The following is a 25420-nucleotide window of genomic DNA, read 5'->3' on the forward strand; positions in this document are numbered from 1 at the left end:
CGGACGATCGTGGAGTCGACCGCGACGACCCAGTCGAGGTCGCCTTCGGCGTCGGCCTGGGCGAGCAGGGCGGTGAAGACCTTCTCCCAGGTGCCGTCGGCGGCCCATTTCCGCAGCCGGTTGTGGGCGCCTTTCCATGAGCCGAAGTGCTCGGGCAGCTCCATCCACGGAGTGCCGGTGCGGTACTTGAAGGCGATCGCGTCGATCACCTGCCGGTGGTCCCGCCACCGGCCACCCCGCTTCGGTGTCCGGTCCGGCAGCAACGGCTCGATGCGTGCCCACTGGGCGTCAGTCAACGACACGCATCAACCAACGATCAGATGATCCGAAGGAAACGGCCTAACCCCCGCCTGCCTGATCGTCGGTCCCGCACCGGCCTCCATACCCATTCGGGCCGCTGGTGAGCGCCTCTGTGCGGCGCAAGTGCTCAAGACCCATCCACCTGTGTGCCGACACGGCACACTCAAGTCTGGGAGGGGACCTCCGTGTCCACACTCACCATGCTCGTCCTGCTGCTCCTGGTCCTCGTCGTCATCCTGATCCTCGCCGTCGTGGGCTACGTCGCCTTCCGCCACCCGCGTCTGCGCACACCGCTACTGGTCGTCTTCGCCTTGGCGGGCGTCTTCGCCACGTTCTTCGCCCCCCTTGCCGCACGGTGAAGTTGTTCAGCGCTGTGCTGACTCGGTGAATCCTGGGGGGCCTGGGGGACGGACACTGATCCGGTGTGGTCCACAGGCGAGACACCATGAGACAGGACGCATGCGAAAGGGGTGTCACCGGACCAGTGACACCCCTTTGGCCTGCCAGTTTCCTGACCTGCTGCGGTGGGTGTGGGATTTGAACCCACGGTGGCTCGCGCCACGACGGTTTTCAAGACCGTTCCCTTAGGCCGCTCGGGCAACCCACCCACGCCCCGCCTCACCTGCTGCGGAGCGGCTACAGCCTACCGGCTGAGGGAGGATGGCGGGGCGGGCTGGTCAGAGGACGGCCGGGGCGTGGCTGCGGCCCGTCGACTCCACTCCGCGATCTCGCTGCCCTCCTGGCGAGCAGAAGGGAGCAGCCAGGTCCCACTCCGGTTTTCTTCCCTCAGCGCTTCCCTGGACGCCGAGATCGCCCCCGGGCCGCCTCATGGATCTCGTTGAACTCGCCGAGACTGACGTCGCCAGCTCTCAGAGGCTGGCGAGCAGGTCGTCGAGTGGGGCCGGTACGCGGGCGGGGTCGAGGGCCTCGACGAGGACGCGGCCGTAGCGGATCTTGCGCCCCTTCTTCGTACCGAGGAAGCGCCGCAACTGCTGCTGTGGGGTGCGGCCCCGCTGTGCGGGCTGGTGCAGGAAGGTCTGCAGGGCTCGCAGGTCGCCCTCCGCCCGGACGAGTTCCTCCACCCGTGTCACGCCCAGCGCGCGGATGAGTTCGTCCTCAAGATCCGCCGCGCAGACGTAGAACCGCTGTTGTGCCGCGCCGGCCCGTTCCCAGCCGCGGGCGTAGTAGCGGCGCTCCGCCTCGTCGCACAGTCCCGTGAGGTGCAGGCCCAGGCCGGGCTGCCCGAGGAGTTGGGCGAAGCGCCCGACGCTCATCGCACCGCCCATCGGCAGGACGCAGACTCCTTCGGCCGCCAGGTTCCGGCCGCGGCTCTCGGCCAGCGCGCTGACCGCTGCGGTGTCGCTCGGGCCTTCGAGCAGGACGGCTGCCCGGACGGCCAGCCGCGCGGCCAGCTCGCGCGCGGGGTCGCCGGGGCCGCCGGCCGCCCACGCGGTGACCGCATCCCGGAACGAGCCCATGTCCGTCATGAGACGAGTCTCCGCCCTCTCCAGTCACCGCGGTAGGGAATTTCCGCCAGCGCGTCGGTGTCGGCGGTGTCGGCGGTGAGCAGTGAGGAAGCTGCCGCGCCTGGTGCAGCCCGGGTACGTCGCGGAGATCATCAATGTGGGCGCCTACCTTCCTACCCACCTACCCGCCACCGCCCGCCGGCAGGCCGTGGTAGTGGCGGGGGGGCGTCAACCAGGGGGACTGTTCGGGGTGGTCACCCGCAGGGGTGGTGGCTTCGGGGTCCGGGCAGGTCGCGGGGGTCGTCGCGGGTGCGCGTGGTCACGCTTCGTACAGCGCGGCCCTACGCTCAGGGCTTTACGGACCGCTGCGTACCGGAGGCTTCCATGACGGTTCCCGTGGCTCGCGCGATCAGGAAGACGGCCGCTTCTCCCATCTCTGCGGGCGGGTTGGCGGACGGGTCCCGTGAGCACACCTTCTCGTTCCTCGCCGCCGGTTCCTGCGCGGTGCTCTCCGCCGTCGTCTACCTCGGCGCCATGACGTACACGCTCGCCCACTACCGCCACTGGGAAGGGCTCGCCGCGCTCTTCGTGTCCATCGCCTTCGCGCTCATCGCGCTGCTCGCGACCGTCCCGCACCTCGTCAGCGAGGCCACCGTCAGCAGCGCGAGTCCCTTCCCTCGCGCCATGATGTGGGGCACCAGCCTGGTCCTGGCCGCGCTGCAGATCACCGCGGCCGTACTCGGCGACGACGCCCACTTCTCGATGTCCGCCCTCATCGGCACCCTCACCGTGCTCGCCGTCGCCTGCTTCGGTGAGATGGCCGCCTTCTCCCTCGCGGAGGCCTAGCGGGGCCGGGCCGAAGGCCGCGCGATGCCTACGCCGTTCCGGTGCGTGCGCATCAGTGGCGTACGGGGCGGGGAACGCCATCCGCTGTCCGGCTTTGGTGCCGTGCCTCGGCTCTCTCCGGGAGGCACGGCACCGCCCGCCACTCCGCTTCCGCGCGTCAGTCGCCCTTGCGTTCGCCAAGCGTCACCTTGACCTGCTTCTCCTGACCGCCCCGCTTGTACGTCAGTGAGACCGTGTCGCCCGGCTGGTGCGTCCAGATCTCGCTGATCAGCGTCGGGCCGCTGTCGATCACACGGTTCCCGAAGCGCGTGATCACGTCGCCGGGGCGCAGGCCCGCCTTCGCCGCCGGGCCGTTCGGCGTGACGGCGGGCGCGCCGCCCGTCCCCTCGTCGGTGATCCTGGCGCCTTCGCCCTTCTCCGCCATGTTCACGATCGCGCCGATCATCGGGTACACCGGCTCGCCCGTCTTGATCAGCTGCTCCGCGACGTTCTTCGCCTGGTTGATCGGGATGGCGAAGCCCAGGCCCACCGAGCCCGCCTGCGACTGGCCGAAGCCCCCCGAGCCCGGCGACTGGATCGCCGAGTTGATACCGATGACCGCGCCCCGCCCGTCCAGCAGCGGGCCACCCGAGTTGCCCGGGTTGATCGACGCGTCCGTCTGCAGGGCGCTCATGTACGAACTCCGGCTCCCCGAGCCGTCGCTGGAGGCCACCGGGCGGTTCTTGGCGCTGATGATGCCCGTGGTCACCGTGTTCGACAGGCCGAACGGCGCGCCGATCGCGATGGTCGAGTCGCCGACCACCACCTTGTCCGAGTCGCCCAGCGCCAGCGGCGTCAGACCGGCCGGCGGCTTCCGCAGCTTCAGCACGGCCACGTCATAGCCCTGCGCCCGGCCCACCACCTCGGCCTCGTACGTCTTGCCGTTCGCGAACGTCGCCGTCAGCGTGCCGCCGTCCGCCGCCGACGCCACCACGTGGTTGTTCGTGAGGATGTGGCCTTCCTTGTCGTAGACGAAGCCGGTACCCGTGCCGCCCTCACCTTCCGCGCCGCCCGCCTTCGCCTCGATCGTGACGACGCTCGGCAGCGCCTTGGCCGCGACGGCCGCGACCGTGCCCGGGTCGCGCTTGAAGTCCGCGGGGGTGTCCCCGACCGACACGGTGGTGGAAGTGGCCCCGCCGCCCTGCCGCTCCGCCGCCCAGTAGCCGACGCCGCCACCGACCCCGCCGGCCACCAGGGCCGCCACGAGGACTGCGGCGACCAGGCCGCCGGAACGTTTACGCGGGGTGGGCGCAGGCGCCGTCGCCGCCGCACCCCACACCGGGGCGGCGCCCTGCCCTCCGTACGCCGGGAATGCCTGCGGCGCGGCGGGCGGTACGGACGGGGGCGGGGGCGCGGACGGCAGGGGCGCGGATGACAGGGGCGCCGACGGCATGGTGACGGTGGGGTGCGGGGTGGTCGCCGCGGGATCCGTGGGCGGTGGGGGTGTCTGCGGCTCCGGCTGCGGCTGCGGCTGCCGGGCCTGAGGCTCCTGCGGCTGCCGGGCCTGCGGCTGCTCCGCCGCCGGACCCTCGGCCGGTGCCGGTGCCGGTGCCGCGGTCGGCTCCGGTGCCGCAGCCCGCTCCGGTGCCGCGGCCGGCTCCGGGGACGGGGCCTCGGGCGTCGGGCCCTCGGGAGCAGCGGCGGCGGCCGGCACGGGAGGTGCGGACGGGGCGTCAGGGGCGGACGGAACCGCGGTGCCCTCGTTCTCGGTGCTCACAGCTCGATCTCCTCGGTGTCCACGTCGTCGTCCAGGGGTCGTCCAGGGGGGGTGCGGGAGCCCGCGGTGCAGTATCCGCGTACAGCTTTTCCCACAGCTCGTCAGGCCACTGTAAGCGGGACCTGTGCGTCCGCCACCCCTCCTTTATCTCAGGCAAAACGGACACCGCCCGGACGGCCGGAACCCTCCCTCGGCCCCCCGGCCCACCCCGAACGGTGGCACCATGTCGCGGTGACCCACGCACGCCAGCACACCGTCCAGGTCGTCGCCCACCGAGGCGCATCCCAGGACGCGCCCGAGCACACCCTCGCCGCCTACGTGAAGGCCATCGAGGACGGCGCGGACGCCCTGGAGTGCGACGTACGGCTCACCGCCGACGGCCACCTCGTCTGTGTGCACGACCGCCGCGTGAACCGCACCTCCAACGGCCGCGGCGCCGTCTCGGCCCTGGAGCTGGCCGACCTCGCCGCCCTCGACTTCGGCTCCTGGAAGGACCCCGACGAGAGCCCGGACTGGGGTGACCCGGACTACACCTCCGTCCTCACCCTGGAGCGCCTCCTGGAGCTCGTCTCCGACGCCGGACGGCACATCGAGCTGGCCATCGAGACCAAGCACCCGACCCGCTGGCGCGGCCAGGTCGAGGAGCGGCTGGTCCAGATGCTCAAGCGGTTCGGCCTGGCCGAGCCCGCGCGGCCGGAGGTCTCGCCCGTACGGGTCATGAGTTTCTCGGCCCGTTCGCTGCAGCGCGTCACGGCGGCACTGCCGGACGTCCCGACCGTCTACCTCACCCAGTTCATCTCGCCCCGGCTGCGCGACGGCCGCCTCCCGGCCGGCTCGCGGATCGCCGGGCCGTCCATCCGGATCGTCCGCAACCACCCCGCGTACGTCGCCCGCCTCCACCGCGCGGGCCACCGCGTCCACGTATGGACGGTGGACGAGCCGGAGGACGTGGAACTGTGCGTACGGCTCGGAGTCGACGCCATCATCACAAACCGCCCTAAACAGGTTCTGTCCCAACTGGGCCGTACGCCTCAGTAGTTACGGGGAGTGCTCCGGCGCATTCGCTCCGTGGCCGGCTGTGTCGAATGCGTCACTGTATGCGGACTGGCCGGTTTCCGGTTCAGGCCATTGGGGCATTCACACCGTGGCGTGGGGCGAAGGAGGTCTCGGGGGTGGCGTTGGTGGTGGCACAGGAAGTGCCGACGTCGTCGAGCATGGCCGTACCCCATGGCCCTGCGGGCGTGGGCGAGGCGAGAGGCCGGATGCGGGAGCAGCTGCGGTGCAGCGGGGTCCCCGAACCGGTCGTCGACGATGCGGTGCTGATCCTCTCCGAACTGCTCAGCAACTCCTGCCGGCACGGCAGACCGCTGGACGCGACCGAGATCGGCGACGGCGCCGTACGGGCCGCGTGGCGGGTGGACGCCCACGGCGCCCTGACCGTCGAGGTGACGGACGGAGGTGGTCCGACCCGTCCGGTTCCGGCCACGCCCTCGGTCACCGCACGCGGCGGCCGCGGGCTGAACATCATCAGCGCTCTCGCCCTGGACTGGGGGGTACGGGACGGGGCCTCGGGCGAGGTCACGGTCTGGGTGCTCGTCACCGGGCCGGCCCCCGGTCGCGACCGATCCGAAAACGATGCCGGTCCCCCGCACGGCCGTCTCGCTACGCGCGTCAACGGCAGCGGAGCTGGCGCCGGCTCCAGCTCCGGCACCGGCACCGGCACCGGCACCGTCAGCGGCACCGCCCGCAGCAACGGCCGTGCCGGTCGGCATCCCCTGCCGTCCGTGAACGGCAGCGGCACGACCCTCAACGGCATCGCGGGCGTCGCCCCAGGCGCAACGGCGGCGGGAGGCCCGTCGCCGGCTGGCGCAACAGCGGCGGGAGGCGCCGCGGCCACGGGACCGCTCGGGGGCGATCTCGGGTTCCTCGACGCGTACGACGACCTCGACTGACACCTCCGGCACCTCCGGCACCTGCGACACCTCCGAGGCCCGGTGGGGCTAGGCTCGCGGCCGACAGAGCACCGCGTTCCAACGGGAGACCCACGCATGGCCAAGAAGCGCCCCCAGACGAAGGCCAAGGCCGCCGCCAAGCCGCAGGTGACGAACGGGGAGGTACCGGTCGTCGGGGCCCGTGAGCCGTGCCCGTGCGGTTCGGGCCGCCGCTACAAGGCGTGCCACGGCCGGTCCGCCGCGCACGCGGTGACCGAGCTGGTGCAGCGTCCGTTCGAGGGCCTGGCCGGCGAGGGGGACTGGGTCGCGCTGCGCGAGCTGGTGCCCGCGGCCACCGCGCCCCTGCACCTCAAGAGCGGCCTGCCGGAGGGCGTACCGTCCGTGACGCTGGCGACCGTTCTGCCGATGGCGTGGCCCGCGCTGCGCCGCGACGACGGCTCCGTACTGATCGCGCTGCAGAACGACACGTCCTCCGGTGACCTCAGCCGCGATCTCGCGGACACGCTCCTGCGGGCGCTCGAAGCGGAGCCGGGCACTCCGGTGGCCGCCCGGCGCGTTCCCGCGGAGGGGCCGCGGCTCCAGGACCTGCTCGACCCGGAGGCCGGTTTCGAGCCGGTCGTCCACACGGGTTTCGAGTTCTGGGTGCCTGAGTCCGCCGACCAGACGTCGCCGGACGTGGCCGCGTCCCTGGAGCGGGCGAACGCCGCCGCCATCCCGACCGTCAAGCTGTCGGGCGTGGACTGCGCGTACTGGTGCGAGACCCCGGAGAAGAACCACCTGCGCTGGGTCATGCCTCACCCGGAGGAGCAGCTGCTCGACGCGCTGGCCCGGCTGCACGCGGCCGGGACGTCCTCGCTCGGCGAGGGCACCCGGCTGGTGGGGTCGTTCCGGGCGCACGGCCTGGTCGTGCCGGTGTGGGACCTGCCGAGCGGGATGGGCGCGGAGGAGTGCGAGAAGCCGGCCGCCGAGTTCGCGGAGCGGCTCGCGGGCGCCCTGGCGTCCGACGCCCCGCTGACGGCGGAGGAGCGACGGGCGCGCGGCGGGCTCACGAACCGTCAGGTCACCCTGAGCTGACCGCTCCACAGAGACCGGCGCGGGATCGCCACGGGTCGCCGCGGGGTCGCCGCGGGGTCGCCGCGAAGATCGCTCTCTGAGCCTTCCCCAAGGCCTACCAGACGGTAAATCGCTGTCCGAATAAGAGAGATCGAATTTGCGAACCGCCGATCTCTTGTTACCGTTCTGGAAGCCCGGTCGCTGGTGCATCCCCCGTCGCCAGCGACCGGGTTCTTGCATTTCCCCGGAATGCGTTCCTCCGGTTCCGTTTGGCAACGATGCGTCAACGGGCCGACGGCTTCGGGGCGTTGCTCCCCGAGCGCAGCAGGAGCGGGCTGTCCGGGTCGCCGTCCGCAGCGAACTCCGCCACCGCCGTGTACTCCTCCACGTCGCCACGACCGCGTTCACGTGGGCTTTCGCAGGCACCCGGCTCGTCGCCCGCGCCCACAGCGCAGTGGGTGCGCACGGTACGGTCGGCCGGGCCCATGAGGCTGAGGATCGCGCGGAGCTCACGGCCGCTGGTGTTGCGGTAGTAAGTGCGCGCCCAGACGTCCTCGCCCTCGGCGAGGACGCACGTCTGGGCCTCGACGCCGTGCGGCGACACCAGCGAGGGGCCGCACTGGGCGGCGCGGCCGCCGATCAGGGCAGCGCCGGGACCGGGCTGCGGTGCGTCACTTTCGGCCAGAAGCGGCGGGACGACGGAGCCGACGGTTCCGGAGCCTGTCGTTCCGGAACCGGTTCCGGAGCCGGTGGAGCGGGACGCGGGGGCGGACGCCGGGTCGGAGCCGCGTACGGCCCCGGAGGCCACCGGCGCCGGTGCCTGTGCCGACGCCGGTGTCGGTGTCGGTGTCGGTGTCGGTGTCGACGCGCCGGGGCCGCGGAGTACGGCGACCGGATCGGCGAGGGGTCCGGCTGCCGGGCCGGCGGTCGCCACCAGCGGAATCAGCGTCGCGGCGGCCACGACGGCGCCGAGTCCGATCATGCGGAGATTCATGGGGTGTCCCACCTGTCGACGGGCCGGAGTACGTGTGCGTACGCGGCCTGGCCGGTGCTTTTCCGGTTCCGGTGAAATTCCGGCGGTGGGGTGACGATAGCGGCGGAAGGCGCGCGTCTTCCGGGCCGCGCGCCCGTTTCCCGTACAAGTCGGCCTCGGCTCACACCCGTACGAGTGACCCGCCGACGGGCCTGTGCCGTCCGGGCGTCAGTAGCGGAGCCGGCTGCCGCCGTCCGGTGCGCTGACGCTCGCCTCGACGAGGGCGTCGACGACCGTCTCCACGTCCGGCAGCCACGGCGCGCCCGCGCCCACAGCGGCGGCGGCGCCCGGTGCTGCGGTACCGGCGGCGCGCGAGGTGGCAGCGCGCAAGGTGGCGCGCGAGGTGGCAGCGCGCGAGGTGGCAGCGCGCGGCCCCACGGTCACGGCGCCCGGTGCGGCGAGCGGCGCGCGTTCCCAGCGCACGCGCCCCTTCCCCGTCACGGACGGCGGCAGCACCAGATACCCGCCCTCCCCGTGGAACCGCAGCGAGCTCGGCACACGGTCCTTCGCGTACAGCAGTTCTCCGAGCCGTTCGAGGGTGTACGGGGCGACCAGCAGCGACCAGCGCGTGGGCGTGGCCACGACCGGGCCGAGCCGCACTCCGAGCCCGTCCAGCGCGGCCAGCGCGCGGGCGCCCGCGACGGCCGGCAGGCTCACCGCGCACGGGGCGCTGCCGCCGGTGGCGAGCACGATCGGTGCGTCCGGCCGGGTGGTCCACCACCAGCGCACCATCCGGGGGTCGGTGGTGGCCGCGAGCAGCCCGGGGTCGAAGGGGTGTGCGCCGGGAACGACGCACTCCGGGTCCGGGCAGGCACAGCCGCGCTCCACCGCGCGGCCCTTCGCCGCGGGGTCGTCCGCCGCCTTGAGGCCCACGCCGGGGAGTACGGGCCAGTGCCACCCGGTGGCGCAGAGCAGCGCCGCGTCCAGGTGGGCAGGCCCATTTTTCCGCCCGAACAGGAGCCTGCGTCGCCTTCCGAGGATCTCGCGCATGAGCGCTCGTTCCTTTCCGTTGAACGCCGAGGGTCCACATCACAACACGTGTGCGTTACTTCACTGTGCGTAGAGGGCGGCGAATCGCCGCCCTGCCGACCGGCGCGGAAGAAGGAACCCGCTGCCGGTGCGGTCGGACAACACCGCTGGGGGCCGAGCGTCGGCTGAGTCCATTAAACGCGTGGCGAGGGGTGGCGCGCGCTGGGCGAATTGCGAACCGTCCGCCGGGACGGGGCGCGCCCTCGATGGTGAGGACGCCAGGGCTTCCCACCGGGTTCCGGGCCTGCCCCAACTTCCCCTGGCCACCAACGATTACGTACCCCACGCGTTCGGAATGACGCTCCCCCCGAGTCCGCATGGTGTCGCCTCGGGTGGTGCTCCCTTGTCGAACGCGCTCAGTCGACCGCAAAACCTCCCCATCGGGGCTATTTTTTGGCCAAGTTCAGCATCGCATACACACCACGCGTCCCGCTGGACAATGCTGGACATCCCCTCACTAGTGCGTGTACATGTGGATGCAGTGATAGCGGCGCAGCATGACATGCGGATTGACATGGGGGTTTGCGATGCTATTGAGCAAAGAGAAGCAGCTGGAAAGCCGGCTGCCATGAGCGCCCCTCACCTGCCGAAAGTGGCTGGAATCGATCCAACGGTTCCCGCTCCTGCGCACACTGCAACGCCTCTCCCGGGCATCCCTGCCGTTGCTCCCGCACCCGGCACCCTGATCCAGGACCGGCTGGCAGGCTGGGTCTCCGACCTCACCACACTCCACGAACTCACCGAACGCCTCACCCGGACGGGCACGCTCGACGACGCCCTCCGGGAACTGCTGCGCGCGGGGGCCGCACTCGTCGGCGCCCGCCGCGGCATGGCCGTACTCGAACCGGCCGACGGGCTCGGGCCCGCCACCACGATCGGGCTCGGCCTCGCCCACGCCGACCTGGGCACCATCGAGACCGTGCCGCGCAGCGCCACCTCGTACGGGCGCATCCTCGACGGCCTTCCAGAAGGCGCCCGGGAGGGCACCCCCGAGGGCCGCCGGGACGGCGGGCCCGAGGGCTCCCGGCCGGTCGCGGTGCCGGACCTGCTCGGTGACGAGCGGCTCGACCCGCGCCAGCGCGAGGTCGCCGCACGTCTCGGTTTCGCCGCCAGCTACGCCGTACCGCTCGTCACCGAGGCCGCCGGGAAGCTGGGCGCCGCCGTCTGGCTGTACGACGAGCCCGCCGAGCCGGCCGAGCGGCAGCGGCACCTCGTCGGCCTCTACGGGCAGTACGCCTCCGAGCACCTGGCCCGGCTGCTGGAGCTGGAGCGGGGCCGCGCCGAGGTGGCGACCCTCACCGAGGAGCTGGTGCCGAGCCGGCTGCCGCGCGTGCCGGGCGTCCGTCTCGCGGGCCGCCACGTCCCCGGGCCGCAGGGCGGCGGCGACTGGTACGACGCGCTGCCGCTGCCGGAGGGCGCGCTGGGCCTCGCCGTGGGCTCCGTCTCGGGGTCCGGGCCGAGCGCGCTGGCCGCGATGGGCCGGCTGCGCGCGTCGCTGCGGGCGTACGCGGTGATGGAGGGCGAGGACCCCGTCGCGGTCCTCTCCGACCTGGAGCTGCTGCTGCGGCTCACCGAGCCCGCGCGGTCCGCGACGGCGCTCTTCGCGTACGCCGAGCCCGCGCAGCGGAAGCTCGTCCTCGCCGGTGCCGGGCACGCGCCGCCGCTGGTCGTCGGCGAGCGTCGCACCGAGTACATCGAGACGTCCCTGTCGGCGCCGCTGGGCATGCTCGCGTGCTGGGAGGCGCCGAGCGTGGACCTGGTCGTGGAGCCCGGCGAGACGCTGCTGCTCTACACGGACGGGCTGCTGCGGCGGATCGGCGGCCCGGTCGACCGGGCGTTCGCGCGGCTGCACGCCGCTGCGGCGAGCGTGCCGAAGGCCGACCGCGCCGACCCCGGAGCCGTCGCCGACCATGTCCTGCGGGCGGTGCTCCCGGAGGGTCCGGAGGACGCGGAGGGCGAGGACGTGGTGATGCTGGCGGCCCGCTTCGACTAGGGAGCGTTCCTAGCCGCACGCTGCCACGGGGCGCCTTCCACGGTGACGGCCCTGGCCCCTTCTCCGTACGACCGTACGATGAGGGGAGGGGTTCAGTGTCGTACCAAGAGGAGGCGGACCCGTGGCCGAAGAGCTCACGCCGGACAACCCGGAGAGCGAAGAGAAGCCGATCAAGCAGCGCAAGAACGGCCTGTATCCGGGCGTTTCCGACGAGCTCGCCGCGAACATGAAGTCGGGCTGGGCGGACACCGAGCTGCGCGACCTGGAGCCCATCGCCCAGGCCGCGCACACCGCGGCCCGCCGTGCCGCGCTCTCCGCCCGCTTCCCGGGCGAGCGGCTGGTCATCCCGGCCGGCAATCTGAAGACCCGCTCGAACGACACGGAGTACAGCTTCCGTGCCTCGACCGAGTACGCGTACCTCACCGGCAACCAGACCGAGGACGGCGTCCTCGTCATGGAGCCCAGGGGCGAGGGCGAGGACGCGGGCCACGACGCGACGCTGTACCTGCTGCCGCGCTCCGACCGCGAGAACGGTGAGTTCTGGCTGTCCGGCCAGGGCGAGCTGTGGGTCGGCCGCCGCCACTCGCTGTCCGAGGCCGCCACGCTGTACGGCATCCCCACCGGCGACGTGCGCAAGCTCGCGGGCAAGCTGGCCGAGGCCACGGGCCCGGTCCGGGTCGTGCGCGGCCACGACGCGGGCATCGAGAAGGCGCTCACCGACAAGGTCACCGCCGAGCGCGACGAGGAGCTGCGGGTACACCTCTCCGAGGCGCGGCTCGTGAAGGACGCCTTCGAGATCGCCGAGCTGGAGAAGGCGTGCGCCTCCACGGCCCGCGGCTTCGAGGACGTCGTGAAGGTCCTGGACAAGGCGCAGGCCACGTCCGAGCGCTACATCGAGGGCACGTTCTTCCTGCGCGCCCGCGTCGAGGGCAACGACATCGGCTACGGCTCCATCTGCGCCGCGGGTCCGCACGCCTGCACCCTCCACTGGGTCCGCAACGACGGCCCGGTCCGCGCCGGCGACCTGCTCCTGCTCGACGCGGGCGTCGAGACGACCGAGCTGTACACCGCGGACGTCACCCGTACGATGCCGATCTCCGGCACGTTCACGGACATCCAGCGGAAAATCTACGACGCCGTGTACGAGGCCCAGGAGGCCGGCATCGCGGCGGTGAAGCCGGGCGCCGCGTTCCGCGACTTCCACGACGCGGCGCAGCGCGTGCTCGCCGAGAAGCTCGTCGAGTGGGGCCTGCTCGAAGGCCCCGTCGAGCGCGTCCTGGAGCTGGGCCTCCAGCGTCGCTGGACCCTGCACGGCACGGGCCACATGCTCGGCATGGACGTGCACGACTGCGCGGCCGCCCGCGCCGAGGAGTACGTCGGCGGCACCCTTGAGCCGGGCATGTGCCTGACGGTCGAGCCGGGCCTGTACTTCCAGGCGGACGACCTGACCGTGCCGGAGGAGTACCGGGGCATCGGCGTCCGGATCGAGGACGACATCCTCGTCACCGACGACGGCAACCGGAACCTGTCGGACGGGCTGCCGCGCCGCTCCGACGAGGTCGAGGCCTGGATGGCGCGCCTGAAGGGCTGAGGCGTCCTTCGCTGTGCACGGAACGTCCCCCCGCTGGTGAGCCGGCAGGGGGACGTCCCGCGTTCTCCGTCCCACGTTTCACGTGAAACATCGATCCAGTCGGTCCAGGGGAGCAGGGTGCGTGAGCGTGAGCGGAGCGTCCGCGCGCCACTTCACGATCTTGTCGAAGCTGACGACGGCGCCGCCCCGGCCGGCTCTGTTGCCGAAGTGGACATGGTCGGCGAGCTCCTCGATGAGGCGCAGGCCCCGCCCGCACTCGGCGTCCGCGGGGGCCGTGTCGCGCGGGGCGACGGCATGCGGCGGGCCCGGAGGGAAACCCGGGCCCGAGTCGGCCACTTCGATACGGCATTTCTCGCCGTCGAGGTACGCGGTCACCCGGAACTCGGCCGAGTCGTCCCCGCCGTGTTCGACCGCGTTGGCGCACGCCTCTCCGAGGGCCAGCGACAAGTCGTAGGAGGTGTCCGGGTCGACACCCGCCGTCTCCATGGTGCCGAGGAGCAGTCGCCGTGCGAGCGGGACGCTCGCAGCCTCGCGCCGCAAGTGGAGCGACCACCAGATGCTCATGCGCCAGCCTCCTGCCGCGGCTCGACATATCGTTACGTATTGCCCCATATTCGACACGTAAGCCTGGAGTTGACGGACGATCCCCCGTTCAGCGGGATTCGTTCGAGGGAATTCGGATCGGCATCCGGTCGCGTCCACCCGGACGCGGGCCGCAAAGGGTGACCTTCCGGACCTGCCCTACGGGCGGCGTGGGGGTGGTGGGATGATGGCCCGGCCATGTCTGCCCCCACCGGTCCTCGGCTGCTGAGGGCCGCGGTGTTCACCGCGGTCTGTCTCGTGCTGTCCGCGCTGGGCCATGTCCTCGCCGCGTGCGAGGCCGTTCCGTGGTGGACGCTGGCGGCGGGGTTCGTCACCGTCTTCGCTCTCGCCCTGCCGTTCGCGGGGCGGAACCGCTCGCTGCCGGCGATCACGGCCGCGCTCGTGACCGGCCAACTGGCCCTGCACACGCTCTTCGGGCTCGGGCAGCAGCACGCGGCACCCGCCGCCACCGCGGAGGGCTCCGGGGGCGACGCGCTGATCCGGGCCGCCGCGCGACTGGTGTGCGGCGCGGGCGCGGCGCAGCTCAGCCCCGGTGAGGCCCACCGGATCGTCACGGAGGCGGGGCTCGACCCGGCGGCCGCCGCGGCCGCCGCTGGAGGCCCGGCCACGGTCGCCGCACCGGTGGACCCGCAGACGCTGCCGAGCCTGTCCATGGCCCTCGGGCACCTGCTGGCCGCCCTGGTGACGGGGTGGCTGCTCCGGCACGGCGACCTGGCACTGGCGCGGCTCGCCGCGCTGGCCGGCGTTTCGGCGCGGGGCGCGATCGAGGTCGCCGAGGAGGCCCTCGTACGGTCGCTGCGCGCGGCCCTCGTCCTCGTACGGGCCCTGGTCGCCGGGGCTGGTGCGCTGCACACGCCCGGGCCGCGGGTGCCGCGGGCCGACGACGACGTTCCGCTGCCGGCAGCGGCGGACGCACTTCAGCACACGGTGATCAGGCGCGGCCCTCCGGCCGTATTCCACCTCGCAGCCTGACGCGACCCACTCGACGGGAGTGGAGTCGCCGCGCCCGCACGCGCCGGGCGCCTTCACCCTTGTCTGCTCAGTGGAGTGTGTTCTGCCATGAACGTCTCACGTCGTCTCACCGTCGCCGGTGGACTCGCCGTCTCCTCCGTCCTGCTGCTCGCGCCGTCCGCGTTCGCGCATGTGAGCGTCCAGCCGCAGGGCGAGGCCGCCAAGGGCGGCTACGCCACGGTCAACTTCAAGGTCCCGAACGAGCGGGACAACGCCTCCACCGTGAAGCTGGAGATCTCCCTGCCGATGGACCATCCGCTGGCGTCCGTGATGCCGCAGCCCGTGCCGGGCTGGACGGTCAAGGTCGACAAGGCGACGCTGGCGAAGCCGCTGGAACTGCACGGCAGGAAGATCACCGAGGCCCCCTCGAAGATCACCTGGACGGCGAGCGGGTCGAAGATCGGCCCCGGTGAGTTCCAGCAGTTCCCCGTGTCGCTCGGCCGACTGCCCGAGGACACCGACCAGCTCGTGTTCAAGGCCCTCCAGACATACGACAACAAGGAAGTCGTCCGCTGGATCGAGGAGCCGAAGGAGGGGGCGGCGGAACCCGAGTCGCCCGCGCCCGTACTGAAGCTGTCCGCCGCCGGCGAAGGACACCACGGTGTCGGCGCCGCCGATTCGGACAAGAAGGACGCCGACGGGAAGGCGACGGCTGCCCCCGCCTCCTCCGCCTCCGCCTCCGCCTCCGCCTCCGGTGATGTGAGCGACACCACCGCCCGCGTACTCGGTGTCGTCGGCATCCTGGTCGGTGCCGCCGGTGTGGCCTTCGGTGTCCTGGCAGGGCGCCGCCGCTCCGCCTGATCTCCGGCCCGCGGAGCCCCGGAACCAACCCTCAGAGAGAGAAGTCATGCAGAGTCCCCTCCGCGCCGCGCGGCCCCGCCGCGCGGCCCGGCGCACACCGCTGCTCGCGGCCGCGCTCGTCACCGCGTCGGCACTCGCCCTGTCCGCCTGCGGCACCGACACCACCTCGGGCGCCGGCCCGGTCGCCGACGTGTCCGTGGCCGCCGACGCCGACAAGCCGGGCACGGTGCTCGACCGGCCCTTCAAGAAGCCGGACCTCGTCCTGACCGACACCACCGGCAAGCCCTACGACTTCCGCGAGCGCACCAAGGGCAAGCCGACCCTCATCTACTTCGGCTACACGAACTGCCCCGACGTCTGCCCGCTGACGCTCAGCAACATCGCCACCGCGATGAAGGAACTGCCGCAGGCGGACCGGGAGAAGCTCCAGGTCGTCTTCGTCACCACCGACCCGGAGCGCGACACGCCCGCCGAGCTCGCCAAGTGGCTGCCGGGCGCGGGCGATCCGTCGTTCATCGGGCTGAGCGGCGACTTCGCCACCATCCAGGCCGGCGCCCTGCAGGTCGGCATCGGCATCGACCCGCCGTCGAAGGACAAGGACGGCAACGTCGTCTCCATGCACGGCGCCCAGGTCATCGCCTTCTCACCGAAGACCGACCAGGGCTACGTCCTGTACGGCGAGGACACCACCGTCGAGGACTACGCCAAGGACCTGCCGAAGCTCATCCGCGGAGAGAAGCCGTGATCCACCGCACCACCACCCGTCGCGCCTCCGTCGCGTTCTCCGCGGCGCTGGCCCTCACCGCCGGACTGGCACTCGGCGGCTGTTCGTCCACCGACGCCCCGGCCGACGCCCCGCGGCTGAAGGTCAGCGGCGCGTTCATACCGGAACCCGTCAACAGCGACATGGCGGGCGGCTTCCTCACCGTCACCAACACCGGCGGGGCCGCCGACACGCTCACCTCCGTCACCAGCGACATCTCCGACGACGTGCAGATGCACGAGACGAAGAACCAGAAGATGCAGCAGGTGAAGTCCTTCGACGTGCCGGCGAACGGCGAGCTGAAGCTGGAGCGCGGCGGCAGCCACCTGATGCTCATGAAGCTGAAGCGGACGCTGAAGCAGGGGGACAAGGTGACGTTCGAGCTGCGCTTCGAGGACTCCGAGCCGATCAAGGTCGAGGTCCCGGTCGAGGCCCGGACGCACAACCCCCAGCACCACTGAGCCCGGAGGACACCGATCCACGATGACGGTCACCGCCCCCCGCTCCGGAGCCACGGCGGCAGCCCCGCCGCGGCTGTTGTCGCTCCTGCTGCTCACCGTCGCGCTGCTCGGCACCGTGCTCTCCGGCGTGGCGTCCGCGCACTCGACGCTGACCGGCAGCGACCCGAAGGACGGGGCGGTGGTCGCCACCGCGCCGCAGCGCGTCGCGCTCACCTTCTCCGAGCAGGTCGCCATGGGCGACGACGCGATCCGCGTCCTCGAACCGAGCGGCAAGCGCGCCGACGTCGGTGAACTGCGGGACCTCTGCAGCGGCTCGGTCGTCCGGTACGGGGTCGATCTGCGGTCCGGGCTGCCGGACGGGACCTACACCGTGGCCTGGCAGGCCGTGTCCGCGGACAGCCACCCCATCTCGGGCGCGTTCACCTTCTCGATCGGCGCGCCCTCGGAGACGACGGTCTCCCTGCCCACGCAGAAGGCGGGCGGCGGAGTCGTCGGAGTGCTGTACGACATCGGGCGGTACGCCGCGTACGCCGGCTTCGTGCTGCTGGTGGGCGGTGTGGTGTTCGTGCTGGCCTGCTGGCCGCGCGGCGCGGCGGCCCGGCCGGTGCAGCGGCTGGTCGCGTACGGGTGGGTGACGCTCACCGCGGCGACGCTGGCGCTGCTGATGCTGCGCGGCCCGTACACCGGGTCGGGCGAGCTGGCCGACGCGTTCGACCTGGGCGTCCTGCGGGGCGTCCTGGACACCAAGACCGGTACCGCGCTCACATCCCGGCTGCTGCTCCTCGGCGCGGCGGCACTGTTCGTGGCGGTGCTGTTCGGGGCGTACGCCCGGGACCGCGACGGGGAGCGGGGCGCGGAGCGGGAGGATGAGCGGAAGCGTGACCTGGCCTTCGGGCTGGCGGTCGGCGGCAGCGTCGTCTCGGCGGGGATCGCCGGGACCTGGGCGCTCTCCGAGCACGCGTCGACCGGGCTGCAGCCCGGCGTGGCGATGCCGGTGGACATCCTGCACCTGCTGGCCGTCGCCGTCTGGCTGGGCGGCCTGGCCGCGCTGCTCGTCGCCCTCCACCGGGTGCCGTCCATCGAAAGGGAGGCGGTACGGCGGTACTCGCGGCTCGCGTTCGGCGCCGTGGTGGTGCTGGCGGCGACCGGGCTCTACCAGTCGTGGCGGCAGGCCGGCACCTGGACGGCGCTGACCGGCACGGCGTACGGGCGGCTGCTGCTCGTGAAGGTGGCGCTGGTCGCCGTCATGGTCGGGGTCGCCTGGGTCTCCCGCCGCTGGACGGGGCAGCTGGCCGAGGCGCCGGCCTCCCCTCCGTACGGGCAGGAGCAGCAAGAAGAGGAGCCGCACGAGGGCGGCGGCGACGGCACCCCGGTCGTCGCACGCGTGGACGACCCCGTGCGCGCCGCGCAGCTCGCGCGTCAGCGGGCCGCCGTGGAGAGCGCCCGTCGTCGGCGCGTCCGGGACTCCGATCCGGCGCGGGCCGGGCTGCGGCGTTCCGTGCTGGCCGAAGCGGCCGTCGCGGTCGTGGTCCTGGGCGTCACCACCGCCCTCACGGCGACCGAGCCGGGGCGCGCCCAGGAGCGGGCGGACCAGGTGCGGGCCGCGTCCTCGACCGCCGTACCCGACCGGCCGGTCGACGTGGAGCTGCCGTACGACACCGGCGGCCCGGGCGGCACCGGCACCGTACGGCTGAACCTCGACCCCGGCCGCTCCGGCGGCAACACGCTGCGCCTGGCCGTCCAGGGCGCGGACGGGAAGCCGCGCGACGTACCCGAGCTGAAGGTGTCGTTCACGCTCGACGCGCAGGAGATCGGTCCGCTGCCGGTCGAGCTGGAGCGGACGGCGGTGGGGCAGTGGCAGGCCCGGTCCGCGCAGCTTCCGATGCCGGGCGAGTGGCGGGTGCGCGTGACCGTCCGGACGTCCGACATCGACCAGACCACCATCGACAAGAACGTGAAGATCGGCTGACCTGAGCATGAGCAAGAACCTGGAGATCTCAAGACGACGGCTCCTCGGCACCGTCGGTGCCGCAGGCGCGACCAGCCTGGTCGCCGGAGCGGCGGCGGGTGCGGCCGGGTACGCGGCCGCCGGCGGGGACGGCGACGGAGGACCCGCGCTGGCGACGGTCGGCTCGACACGAGTGCCGTTCCGGGGCGCGCACCAGGCGGGCATCCTCCAGCCGCTCCAGGCCCGCGGGCACCTGGTCGCGTTCGACCTGGCCCCGGGCGCGGGCCGCAAGGAGGCGGCCGCGCTGATGCGCCGCTGGTCGGCGGCGGCCGAGCGGCTGATGGCGGGCGAGCCGGCGGGCAGCGCGGACGGCGGCGTCGCCCGGGACGCGGGGCCCTCCGCGCTTACCGTCACGTTCGGGTTCGGTGCGACCTTCTTCGACCGTACGGGCCTGGTGGCGCGGCGGCCGCGGCGGCTGGAGCCGCTGCCCGCGTTCTCCTCCGACCAGCTGGACCCGAAGCGGTCCGACGGCGACCTGTGGGTGCAGATCGGCGCGGACGACGCGCTGGTCGCGTTCCACGCGCTGCGCACGATCCAGAAGGAGGCGGGAAGTGCGGCGTCCGTGCGCTGGCAGATGAACGGGTTCAACCGTTCGCCGGGCGCCACCGCGCAGCCGATGACCGCCCGCAATCTGATGGGGCAGGTCGACGGCACGGGCAACCCGAAGCCCGACGACGCCGGCTTCGACGGGCACATCTTCGTCGCGCCGGGCGGGGAACAGCCGTGGATGACGGGCGGGTCGTACGCGGTGGTGCGCCGTATCCGGATGCTGCTGGACGACTGGGACCGGCTGTCGCTGCAGCGGCAGGAGGCCGTCATCGGGCGCCGCAAGTCGGACGGGGCGCCGCTGACGGGCGGTACGGAGACGACGGAGCCGGACCTGGACAAGGTGGGGCCGGACGGGAAGCTCGTCATCGCGGCCGACGCACACGCGCGGATCTCGGCGCCGGAGCAGAACGGCGGCGCGACGATGCTGCGGCGGCCGTTCTCCTTCCACGACGGGATCGGCCCGGACGGGACGCCGGACGCGGGGCTGCTGTTCGTCTGCTGGCAGGCGGACCCGCTGAAGGGCTTCGTGCCGGTGCAGCGGAAGCTGGACCGGGGTGACGCGTTGTCGCGGTTCATCCGGCACGAGTCGAGCGGGCTGTTCGCGGTGCCGGGCGGGCCCGCGGAGGGCGAGTACGTGGGACAGCGGCTGCTGGAGGGATGATCCGGCCGACGAGGAGCCGGTTTCGCGTGGACCTTGTTCCACGGGGACGTGCTGGTTTCACGTGAAACAGGGCTCAGGTGAATCCCGGTGTGAAGGTCGGCCACCTGGGGCTCCGGCGCATTAGGGTGACCGGTATGTCGGCCACGCGATTCACCTATCTCGGTCCCGAGGGCACCTTCACCGAAGCCGCCCTGCGCACGCTGCCCGAAGCGGCGACGCGGGAGCTGGCGCCGATGGTCTCGGTGCCCGCGGCGCTGGACGCCGTACGGAACGGGGAGGCCGCGGCAGCCCTCGTACCGATCGAGAACTCGGTGGAGGGCGGGGTCACCGCCACGCTCGACGAGCTGGCGTCCGGCGAGCCGCTGATGATCTACCGCGAGGTGCTGCTGCCGATCGCGTTCGCGCTGCTGGTGCGGCCGGGCACCAAGCTGTCCGACGTCAAGACGGTCACCGGGCACCCGGTGGCTCAGCCGCAGGTGCGGAACTGGCTGCGGGACCACATCCCGGAGGCCGTGTGGGAATCGGCCGCGTCCAACGCGGACGGGGCGCGCCTCGTACAGGAGGGCCGGTTCGACGCGGCGTTCGCCGGCGAGTTCGCCGCGGCGACGTACGGGCTGGAGGCCCTGGTCAAGGACATCCACGACGCCGAGAACGCGGAGACGCGGTTCGTGCTCGTGGGCCGGCCGGCCCGGCCTTCCGCTCCGACGGGCGCGGACAAGACGTCGATGGTCATCTGGCTGCGCGACGACCACCCGGGCGCGCTGCTCGAACTCCTCCAGGAGTTCGCGGTCCGTGGCGTCAACCTGATGCTGATCCAGTCCCGGCCGACCGGTGCGGGCATCGGCAACTACTGCTTCGCGGTGGACGCCGAAGGGCATATCGCCGACCGGCGGGTGGGCGAGGCGCTGATGGGGCTGAAGCGGATCTGCCCGAAGGTGCGGTTCCTCGGCTCGTACCCGCGGGCGGGTGTCTCCCGGGCGGACGTGCGGTCGCTGCGGCCGGGTACGTCGGACGCGGACTTCACGGCGGCGGCGGACTGGCTGGCGCGCTGCCAGGACGGCCGCGGGGCGTAGCCCGAAAGTTATCCACAGGGCGCCTTCTCAACCTGGGGACAAGTCGACATCGCTCACCCTGGAACACCCTCGCCGATCCGGACAAGGTCGATAAATCGGTGTAGTTACCTCACGCACATCCACAGCCGACCATGTCCGCCTCCGTCACCCCAATTCCTTTGATCAACCCCTTAGAGCGAGGAATTCCCACTCGAATGAGTGCACAGAGCGGGTTTGATCAGGGATTCCCGCGCCGCACGCACGACTTTCGGAGTGATCAATTCCGAAGTTCACAGCCCATCCACACACCCTGTGGATAACATTGCCGCCGCGAGCCCCTCTGTGGACAAGCACCCCCCAGGGAGGGGCGATTGGGCCGTCGAATATCCGGCGCCCTTTACCGCCACCATCCACAATTCGCGCAATTCGGACAAAGCGACACGCTCGGTGATATGCGGTGGGGTGGGCCCAGAACACACCGGTAGCCTGGAGGGGTGATTGACCTTCGCCTGCTCCGTGAGGACCCCGACCGTGTTCGCGCCTCCCAGCGCGCCCGTGGAGAGGACGTCGCACTCGTCGACGCCCTGCTCTCCGCCGACGAGCGGCGCAGGTCGTCCGGCGTCCGCTTCGACGAGCTGCGCTCCGAGCAGAAGTCGCTCGGCAAGCTCATCCCCAAGGCCTCTCCGGAGGAGCGGGCCGAGCTGCTCCAGCGGGCCGAGCAGCTGAAGGCCGACGTCAAGGCCGCCGACGCCGAGCAGCACGAGGCCGACGAGGAGACCCGGCGGCTGCTGCTCCAGCTCGGCAACATCGTCCACCCGGACGTCCCGGTCGGCGGCGAGGAGGACTTCGTCGTCCTGGAGACGCACGGCACGGTCCGCGACTTCGCCGCCGAGGGCTTCGAGCCCAAGGACCACCTGGAGCTGGGCGAGGCGCTGGGCGCCATCGACGTCGAGCGCGGCGCGAAGGTGTCCGGCTCCCGCTTCTACTACCTCACGGGTGTCGGCGCGCTGCTGGAGCTCGCGCTGGTCAACGCGGCGATCGCGCAGGCGACGGAGGCCGGGTTCGTCCCGATGCTCACGCCGACGCTGGTCCGGCCGCGCGCCATGGAGGGCACCGGCTTCCTGGGCCAGGCCGCGGAGAACGTGTACCACCTGGAGAAGGACGACTACTACCTGGTCGGTACGTCCGAGGTGCCGCTCGCCGCGTACCACATGGACGAGATCCTCGACGCCGACAAGCTGCCGCTGCGCTACGCCGGCTTCTCGCCCTGCTACCGCCGCGAGGCCGGTACGTACGGCAAGGACACCCGCGGCATCTTCCGCGTCCACCAGTTCGACAAGGTCGAGATGTTCTCGTACGTCGCGCCGGAGGACGCCGAGGCCGAGCACAAGCGGCTCCTGGAGTGGGAGAAGCAGTGGCTGACGTCCCTGGAGCTGCCGTTCCAGGTGATCGACGTCGCCACCGGCGACCTGGGCGCCTCCGCGTCCCGCAAGTACGACTGCGAGGCGTGGATCCCCACGCAGGGCAAGTACCGCGAGCTGACGTCGGCCTCCAACTGCGACAGCTTCCAGGCCCGCCGGCTGTCCGTGCGGATGCGCGAGGGCAAGAAGGTGCAGCCGCTGGCCACGCTGAACGGCACGCTCTGCGCCGTACCGCGCACGATCGTGGCGATCCTGGAGAACCACCAGCTGGCCGACGGCTCGGTGCGCGTGCCGGAGGTCCTCCGGCCGTACCTCGGGGGCCGGGAGCTGCTGGAGCCCGTCGCCCGGTGAGCGCCGCGCCCCTGAGCTCCTTCCCGTACCGGCTCGTCGCGACCGACCTCGACGGGACGCTGCTGCGCCCCGACGAGACGGTCTCGCGGCGCACGCGCGACGCGCTCGCCGCCGCCACGGCGGCGGGCGCCGCGCACATCGTGGTCACCGGCCGGTCCGTGCCCTGGACCCGGCACATCCTCGACGACCTCGGCTACGAGGGCCTCGCGGTGTGCGGCCAGGGCGCGCAGGTCTACCACGCCGGCGAGCACCGGCTGCTGACGTCGCTGACCCTGGACCGGCAGCTCGCCGGGCTGGCCCTGGCGAAGATCGAGGCGGAGGTGGGCCCGCTGGCCATCGCCGCGAGCCGGGACGGCCTGGACGGCGAGGTGCTCATCGGGCCCGGTTACCGGGTGCAGGAGGGGCCGCTGCCGTACGTGCCGTACAGCGACCCGGCCGAGCTGTGGTCGGCGCCGCTGAACAAGCTGTACGTCCAGCACCCGGAGCTCGACGACGACGCGCTGGCGAGCGCCGCGCGGGAGGCCGTCGGCAGTCTGGTGGACGTGGTCATGGCCGGGCCGGGGATAGTGGAGCTGCTGCCGCTGGGCCTCAGCAAGGCGACCGGCCTGTCGCTGGCGGCGCGCCGGCTGGGCGTGAAGGCGGCGGAGACCATCGCGTTCGGGGACATGCCGAACGACATCCCGATGTTCGCCTGGGCGCAGCACGGCGTGGCCATGGCCAACGCCCACGACGATCTGAAGGCCGTCGCGCATGAGATCACCGCCTCGAACGAGGCGGACGGCATCGCGGTGGTGCTGGAGCAACTGCTGGCCCGCTGAGGGCCCACGCGGAGGATGCGCGGATCGAACGCGCGCGGGGGGAACCCCGACCACGACTTGCTAGTGATAAACACAGCGCAAGCCGGTGCCTTACCACTCGGCCAATCCTCCGGGAGGGGCGGCCCGCGCGTGCCTACACGCGCGCTCGAAGCGGCCGCCCCGGGCAGCAAGCGACGGACGGCTCACGGAGTCTCGGTGGCTACTCCGGTGCCGGCCCCGCGCCGCCCTGCTGGGAGCTCGACGGACTCGTACTCTCCTCGGTCATCGTCTCGCTCCTCCCCGGCATGGTGTGGTCGGTCATCTGTTCCCACGACACTGTGCCGGGGAGCGGCCCCTGCGCGCCAGCGATTTTCCGGCTCAGAAGTTGATCATGTGCCCGGCCAGGCCGTGGACGGCCTCCTTGACCGCCTCGCCCAGCGTCGGGTGCGCGTGCACGTTCCGCGCGACCTCGTGGACCGTCAGGTCCCACTGCTGGGCCAGCGTCAGCTCGGGCAGCAGCTCGGTGACGTCCGGGCCGATCAGGTGGGCGCCGATGATCTCGCCGTACCGGGCGTCGCTGATGAGCTTCACGAAGCCGGTCGAGTCGCCCAGGCCGTGCGCCTTGCCGTTCGCCGTGAACGGGAACTTGGCGACCTTGACGTCGAAGCCCTTCTCGCGCGCCTGCTCCTCCGTCCAGCCGAAGCTGGCGATCTGCGGCTGGCAGTACGTGGCGCGCGGGATCATCGGGTAGTCGAGCTCCATCGTCTCGGCGCCCGCGATGGTCTCGGAGGCGACGACGCCCATGGCCTCGGCGGTGTGCGCGAGCATCAGCTTCGCGGTGACGTCACCGATGGCGTAGATGTGCGGCACCGACGTGCGGCAGCGGGCGTCGACGTCGATGGCGCCGCGCTCGGTGAGGCGTACGCCGGTGGCCTCCAGGCCGTACCCGGTGACGTTCGGGGCGAAGCCGATGGCCTGGAGGACCTTGTCGGCCTCGATGACCTTCTGCGCGCCGTCCTTGCCGGTGACCGTGACCCGGACCTGCGGGCCCGACTCGTCGATGGACTCCACGCGGGTGGAGGTCAGCACGTCGATGCCGAGCTTGCGGTACTGCTTGGCCAGCTCCGCCGAGACGTCCTTGTCCTCCAACGGCGCGACCCGGTCGAGGAATTCGACGATGGTGACCTTCACGCCGTAGTTGTGGAGCACGTACGCGAACTCGATGCCGATGGCGCCCGCGCCGGCGATCACGATGGACTGCGGCAGGTCGTCGGCGAGGATCTGCTCCTCGAAGGTCCACACGCGGTCGCTGCGCCGCGTGCCGGGCAGCAGCCGGGGCGTGGCGCCGGTGGCGATGATGCAGTTGTCGAACGTGATGGTGGTGCTGGTGCCGTCCGACTGGGCCACCTGAAGGGTGTTCGCGTCGAGGAAGGTGCCCCGGCCCGTGAACTCCGTGATCTTGTTCTTCTTCATCAGGAAGTGGACGCCCTTGACGCGGCCGTCCGCGACCTTGCGGCTGCGGCGGAACGCCTCGCCGTAGTCGAAGGAGACCTGGCCGTCGACCTTGATGCCGAACGTCTTCGCCTCGTGCTGGAAGATGTGCGCCAGCTCGGCGTTGCGCAGCAGCGCCTTGGTGGGGATGCAGCCGACGTTGAGGCAGACGCCGCCCCAGTACTTCTCCTCGACGACCGCGACGCGCTTGCCGAGCTGGGCGGCGCGGATCGCGGCGACGTAGCCGCCGGGGCCGGCTCCGAGTACGACGACGTCGAAGCGGTCTGACATGGCTTGCTCCCCAGAGTGTGAGTACGGGTCGTACAGGGGGTGCGGTTCGCGCCCGGGCCCACAGTAATCCGGGTCCGGGCGGACCGCTGCGACGCCCGTCTCTCCTGTGGAAAACCCCTCGGGTCACCCCTCGGGGCCCCG

22 protein-coding genes, 2 tRNA genes and 1 pseudogene are annotated in these 25420 nt (G+C 72.1%); 16 read left to right on the top strand and 9 right to left on the bottom strand.

The window, feature by feature from the left end:
- The coding region (locus HTZ82_RS22515; protein WP_175410252.1) for a transposase at positions 1-302 on the bottom strand (302 nt) is incomplete at its 3' end.
- Positions 303-485: 183 nt separating this feature from the next.
- Here HTZ82_RS22515 and HTZ82_RS22520 point away from each other — a divergent pair.
- Complete coding sequence (locus tag HTZ82_RS22520; RefSeq protein WP_175411269.1) at positions 486-659, top strand: hypothetical protein; 174 nt, start codon at positions 486-488, stop codon at positions 657-659.
- Positions 660-822: 163 nt separating this feature from the next.
- Here the strand turns inward: HTZ82_RS22520 and HTZ82_RS22525 are convergent.
- Positions 823-907: transfer RNA gene (locus tag HTZ82_RS22525), tRNA-Ser, on the bottom strand.
- A gap of 262 nt (positions 908-1169) precedes the next feature.
- The gene (locus tag HTZ82_RS22530) at positions 1170-1787 is read right to left on the bottom strand and encodes a TOPRIM nucleotidyl transferase/hydrolase domain-containing protein (protein ID WP_175411270.1); all 618 of its coding nucleotides are present in this window, start codon (positions 1785-1787) and stop codon (positions 1170-1172) included.
- Positions 1788-2213: 426 nt separating this feature from the next.
- On the opposite strand from HTZ82_RS22530, the gene HTZ82_RS22535 reads away from it, so the two are divergent.
- Positions 2214-2612 (top strand): hypothetical protein, encoded by a 399-nt coding sequence (locus HTZ82_RS22535; RefSeq protein ID WP_175411271.1) that lies wholly within the window; start codon positions 2214-2216, stop codon positions 2610-2612.
- Between the two features lie 157 nt (positions 2613-2769).
- Here HTZ82_RS22535 and HTZ82_RS22540 read toward each other — a convergent pair whose 3' ends face one another.
- A complete protein-coding gene (locus HTZ82_RS22540; RefSeq protein WP_175411272.1) occupies positions 2770-4368 on the bottom strand; it encodes a S1C family serine protease in 1599 nt (532 codons plus the stop codon).
- 231 nt (positions 4369-4599) lie between these two features.
- Between HTZ82_RS22540 and HTZ82_RS22545 the strand changes: the two genes are divergently transcribed.
- The 3 genes and pseudogenes from HTZ82_RS22545 to HTZ82_RS22555 all read left to right on the top strand — a co-directional run bounded on the left by HTZ82_RS22545 (position 4600) and on the right by HTZ82_RS22555 (position 7394).
- Positions 4600-5406 carry a glycerophosphodiester phosphodiesterase gene (locus HTZ82_RS22545; protein ID WP_175411273.1) on the top strand — a complete coding sequence of 269 codons (807 nt, stop codon included), beginning with the start codon at positions 4600-4602 and terminating at the stop codon, positions 5404-5406.
- A 47-nt stretch (positions 5407-5453) separates the two neighbouring features.
- Positions 5454-6053, top strand: a pseudogene (locus HTZ82_RS22550) (ATP-binding protein); the annotation flags it as partial.
- Between the two features lie 363 nt (positions 6054-6416).
- A complete protein-coding gene (locus HTZ82_RS22555; protein WP_175411274.1) occupies positions 6417-7394 on the top strand; it encodes a DUF5926 family protein in 978 nt (325 codons plus the stop codon).
- 262 nt (positions 7395-7656) lie between these two features.
- Here the strand turns inward: HTZ82_RS22555 and HTZ82_RS22560 are convergent, their stop codons facing one another.
- Together HTZ82_RS22560 and HTZ82_RS22565 are read right to left on the bottom strand one after the other, a co-directional pair.
- Positions 7657-8367: a hypothetical protein gene (locus HTZ82_RS22560; RefSeq protein WP_175411275.1), complete on the bottom strand. Its 711-nt coding sequence runs from the start codon at positions 8365-8367 to the stop codon at positions 7657-7659.
- Between the two features lie 207 nt (positions 8368-8574).
- Positions 8575-9396, bottom strand: a complete 822-nt coding sequence (locus HTZ82_RS22565; RefSeq protein ID WP_175411276.1) for a bifunctional DNA primase/polymerase — start codon at positions 9394-9396, stop codon at positions 8575-8577.
- A gap of 478 nt (positions 9397-9874) precedes the next feature.
- On the opposite strand from HTZ82_RS22565, the gene HTZ82_RS22570 reads away from it, so the two are divergent.
- Together HTZ82_RS22570 and HTZ82_RS22575 are read left to right on the top strand one after the other, a co-directional pair.
- The gene (locus HTZ82_RS22570) at positions 9875-11428 is read left to right on the top strand and encodes a PP2C family protein-serine/threonine phosphatase (RefSeq protein WP_175411277.1); all 1554 of its coding nucleotides are present in this window, start codon (positions 9875-9877) and stop codon (positions 11426-11428) included.
- Between the two features lie 121 nt (positions 11429-11549).
- Positions 11550-13019 (top strand): aminopeptidase P family protein, encoded by a 1470-nt coding sequence (locus tag HTZ82_RS22575; protein WP_175411278.1) that lies wholly within the window; start codon positions 11550-11552, stop codon positions 13017-13019.
- A 78-nt stretch (positions 13020-13097) separates the two neighbouring features.
- Here the strand turns inward: HTZ82_RS22575 and HTZ82_RS22580 are convergent, their stop codons facing one another.
- Positions 13098-13583, bottom strand: coding sequence for an ATP-binding protein (locus HTZ82_RS22580; RefSeq protein ID WP_175411279.1), 486 nt, complete (start codon positions 13581-13583; stop codon positions 13098-13100).
- A 216-nt stretch (positions 13584-13799) separates the two neighbouring features.
- Between HTZ82_RS22580 and HTZ82_RS22585 the strand changes: the two genes are divergently transcribed.
- The 9 genes from HTZ82_RS22585 (at position 13800) to HTZ82_RS22625 (ending at position 23518) form a co-directional block, all read left to right on the top strand.
- On the top strand, positions 13800-14594 hold the full coding sequence (locus HTZ82_RS22585; protein WP_175411280.1) for a hypothetical protein: 795 nt from the start codon (positions 13800-13802) through the stop codon (positions 14592-14594).
- 87 nt (positions 14595-14681) lie between these two features.
- Positions 14682-15434 (top strand): YcnI family protein, encoded by a 753-nt coding sequence (locus HTZ82_RS22590; RefSeq protein ID WP_175411281.1) that lies wholly within the window; start codon positions 14682-14684, stop codon positions 15432-15434.
- A gap of 46 nt (positions 15435-15480) precedes the next feature.
- Complete coding sequence (locus HTZ82_RS22595; RefSeq protein WP_175411282.1) at positions 15481-16179, top strand: SCO family protein; 699 nt, start codon at positions 15481-15483, stop codon at positions 16177-16179.
- Positions 16176-16658: a copper chaperone PCu(A)C gene (locus HTZ82_RS22600; protein WP_175411283.1), complete on the top strand. Its 483-nt coding sequence runs from the start codon at positions 16176-16178 to the stop codon at positions 16656-16658. The genes HTZ82_RS22595 and HTZ82_RS22600 overlap by 4 nt, the downstream gene beginning before the upstream one ends.
- A gap of 22 nt (positions 16659-16680) precedes the next feature.
- Positions 16681-18627 (top strand): copper resistance CopC/CopD family protein, encoded by a 1947-nt coding sequence (locus HTZ82_RS22605; RefSeq protein ID WP_175411284.1) that lies wholly within the window; start codon positions 16681-16683, stop codon positions 18625-18627.
- Positions 18628-18634: 7 nt separating this feature from the next.
- Positions 18635-19876, top strand: coding sequence for an iron uptake transporter deferrochelatase/peroxidase subunit (efeB, locus tag HTZ82_RS22610; protein ID WP_175411285.1), 1242 nt, complete (start codon positions 18635-18637; stop codon positions 19874-19876).
- Positions 19877-20010: 134 nt separating this feature from the next.
- Positions 20011-20949, top strand: coding sequence for a prephenate dehydratase (pheA, locus tag HTZ82_RS22615; RefSeq protein WP_175411286.1), 939 nt, complete (start codon positions 20011-20013; stop codon positions 20947-20949).
- Positions 20950-21422: 473 nt separating this feature from the next.
- Positions 21423-22700, top strand: a complete 1278-nt coding sequence (gene serS / locus HTZ82_RS22620) for a serine--tRNA ligase (protein ID WP_175411287.1) — start codon at positions 21423-21425, stop codon at positions 22698-22700.
- Positions 22697-23518 (top strand): HAD family hydrolase, encoded by an 822-nt coding sequence (locus tag HTZ82_RS22625; RefSeq protein WP_375540848.1) that lies wholly within the window; start codon positions 22697-22699, stop codon positions 23516-23518. Before serS ends, HTZ82_RS22625 begins: the two co-directional genes overlap by 4 nt.
- Positions 23519-23527: 9 nt before the next feature.
- On the opposite strand, the gene HTZ82_RS22630 is transcribed toward HTZ82_RS22625, so the two are convergent.
- Positions 23528-23629: transfer RNA gene (locus HTZ82_RS22630), tRNA-OTHER, on the bottom strand.
- A gap of 246 nt (positions 23630-23875) precedes the next feature.
- Positions 23876-25279, bottom strand: coding sequence for a dihydrolipoyl dehydrogenase (lpdA, locus tag HTZ82_RS22635; protein ID WP_175411288.1), 1404 nt, complete (start codon positions 25277-25279; stop codon positions 23876-23878).
- Positions 25280-25420 lie beyond the last annotated feature (141 nt).

Source organism: Streptomyces sp. TRM64462 (genome assembly GCF_013362995.1).
Taxonomy (GTDB): domain Bacteria; phylum Actinomycetota; class Actinomycetes; order Streptomycetales; family Streptomycetaceae; genus Streptomyces.

Bases quoted from the DNA above. Each gene is read 5' to 3' on its own strand.
- HTZ82_RS22530 (WP_175411270.1), bottom strand. From the start codon at position 1,787: ATGACGGACATGGGCTCGTTCCGGGATGCGGTCACCGCGTGGGCGGCC.
- HTZ82_RS22555 (WP_175411274.1), top strand. From the start codon at position 6,417: ATGGCCAAGAAGCGCCCCCAGACGAAGGCCAAGGCCGCCGCCAAGCCG.
- HTZ82_RS22560 (WP_175411275.1), bottom strand. From the start codon at position 8,367: ATGAATCTCCGCATGATCGGACTCGGCGCCGTCGTGGCCGCCGCGACG.
- HTZ82_RS22565 (WP_175411276.1), bottom strand. From the start codon at position 9,396: ATGCGCGAGATCCTCGGAAGGCGACGCAGGCTCCTGTTCGGGCGGAAA.
- HTZ82_RS22570 (WP_175411277.1), top strand. From the start codon at position 9,875: ATGCTGGACATCCCCTCACTAGTGCGTGTACATGTGGATGCAGTGATA.
- HTZ82_RS22580 (WP_175411279.1), bottom strand. From the start codon at position 13,583: ATGAGCATCTGGTGGTCGCTCCACTTGCGGCGCGAGGCTGCGAGCGTC.
- HTZ82_RS22585 (WP_175411280.1), top strand. From the start codon at position 13,800: ATGTCTGCCCCCACCGGTCCTCGGCTGCTGAGGGCCGCGGTGTTCACC.
- HTZ82_RS22590 (WP_175411281.1), top strand. From the start codon at position 14,682: ATGAACGTCTCACGTCGTCTCACCGTCGCCGGTGGACTCGCCGTCTCC.
- HTZ82_RS22595 (WP_175411282.1), top strand. From the start codon at position 15,481: ATGCAGAGTCCCCTCCGCGCCGCGCGGCCCCGCCGCGCGGCCCGGCGC.
- HTZ82_RS22605 (WP_175411284.1), top strand. From the start codon at position 16,681: ATGACGGTCACCGCCCCCCGCTCCGGAGCCACGGCGGCAGCCCCGCCG.
- efeB (WP_175411285.1), top strand. From the start codon at position 18,635: ATGAGCAAGAACCTGGAGATCTCAAGACGACGGCTCCTCGGCACCGTC.
- pheA (WP_175411286.1), top strand. From the start codon at position 20,011: ATGTCGGCCACGCGATTCACCTATCTCGGTCCCGAGGGCACCTTCACC.
- lpdA (WP_175411288.1), bottom strand. From the start codon at position 25,279: ATGTCAGACCGCTTCGACGTCGTCGTACTCGGAGCCGGCCCCGGCGGC.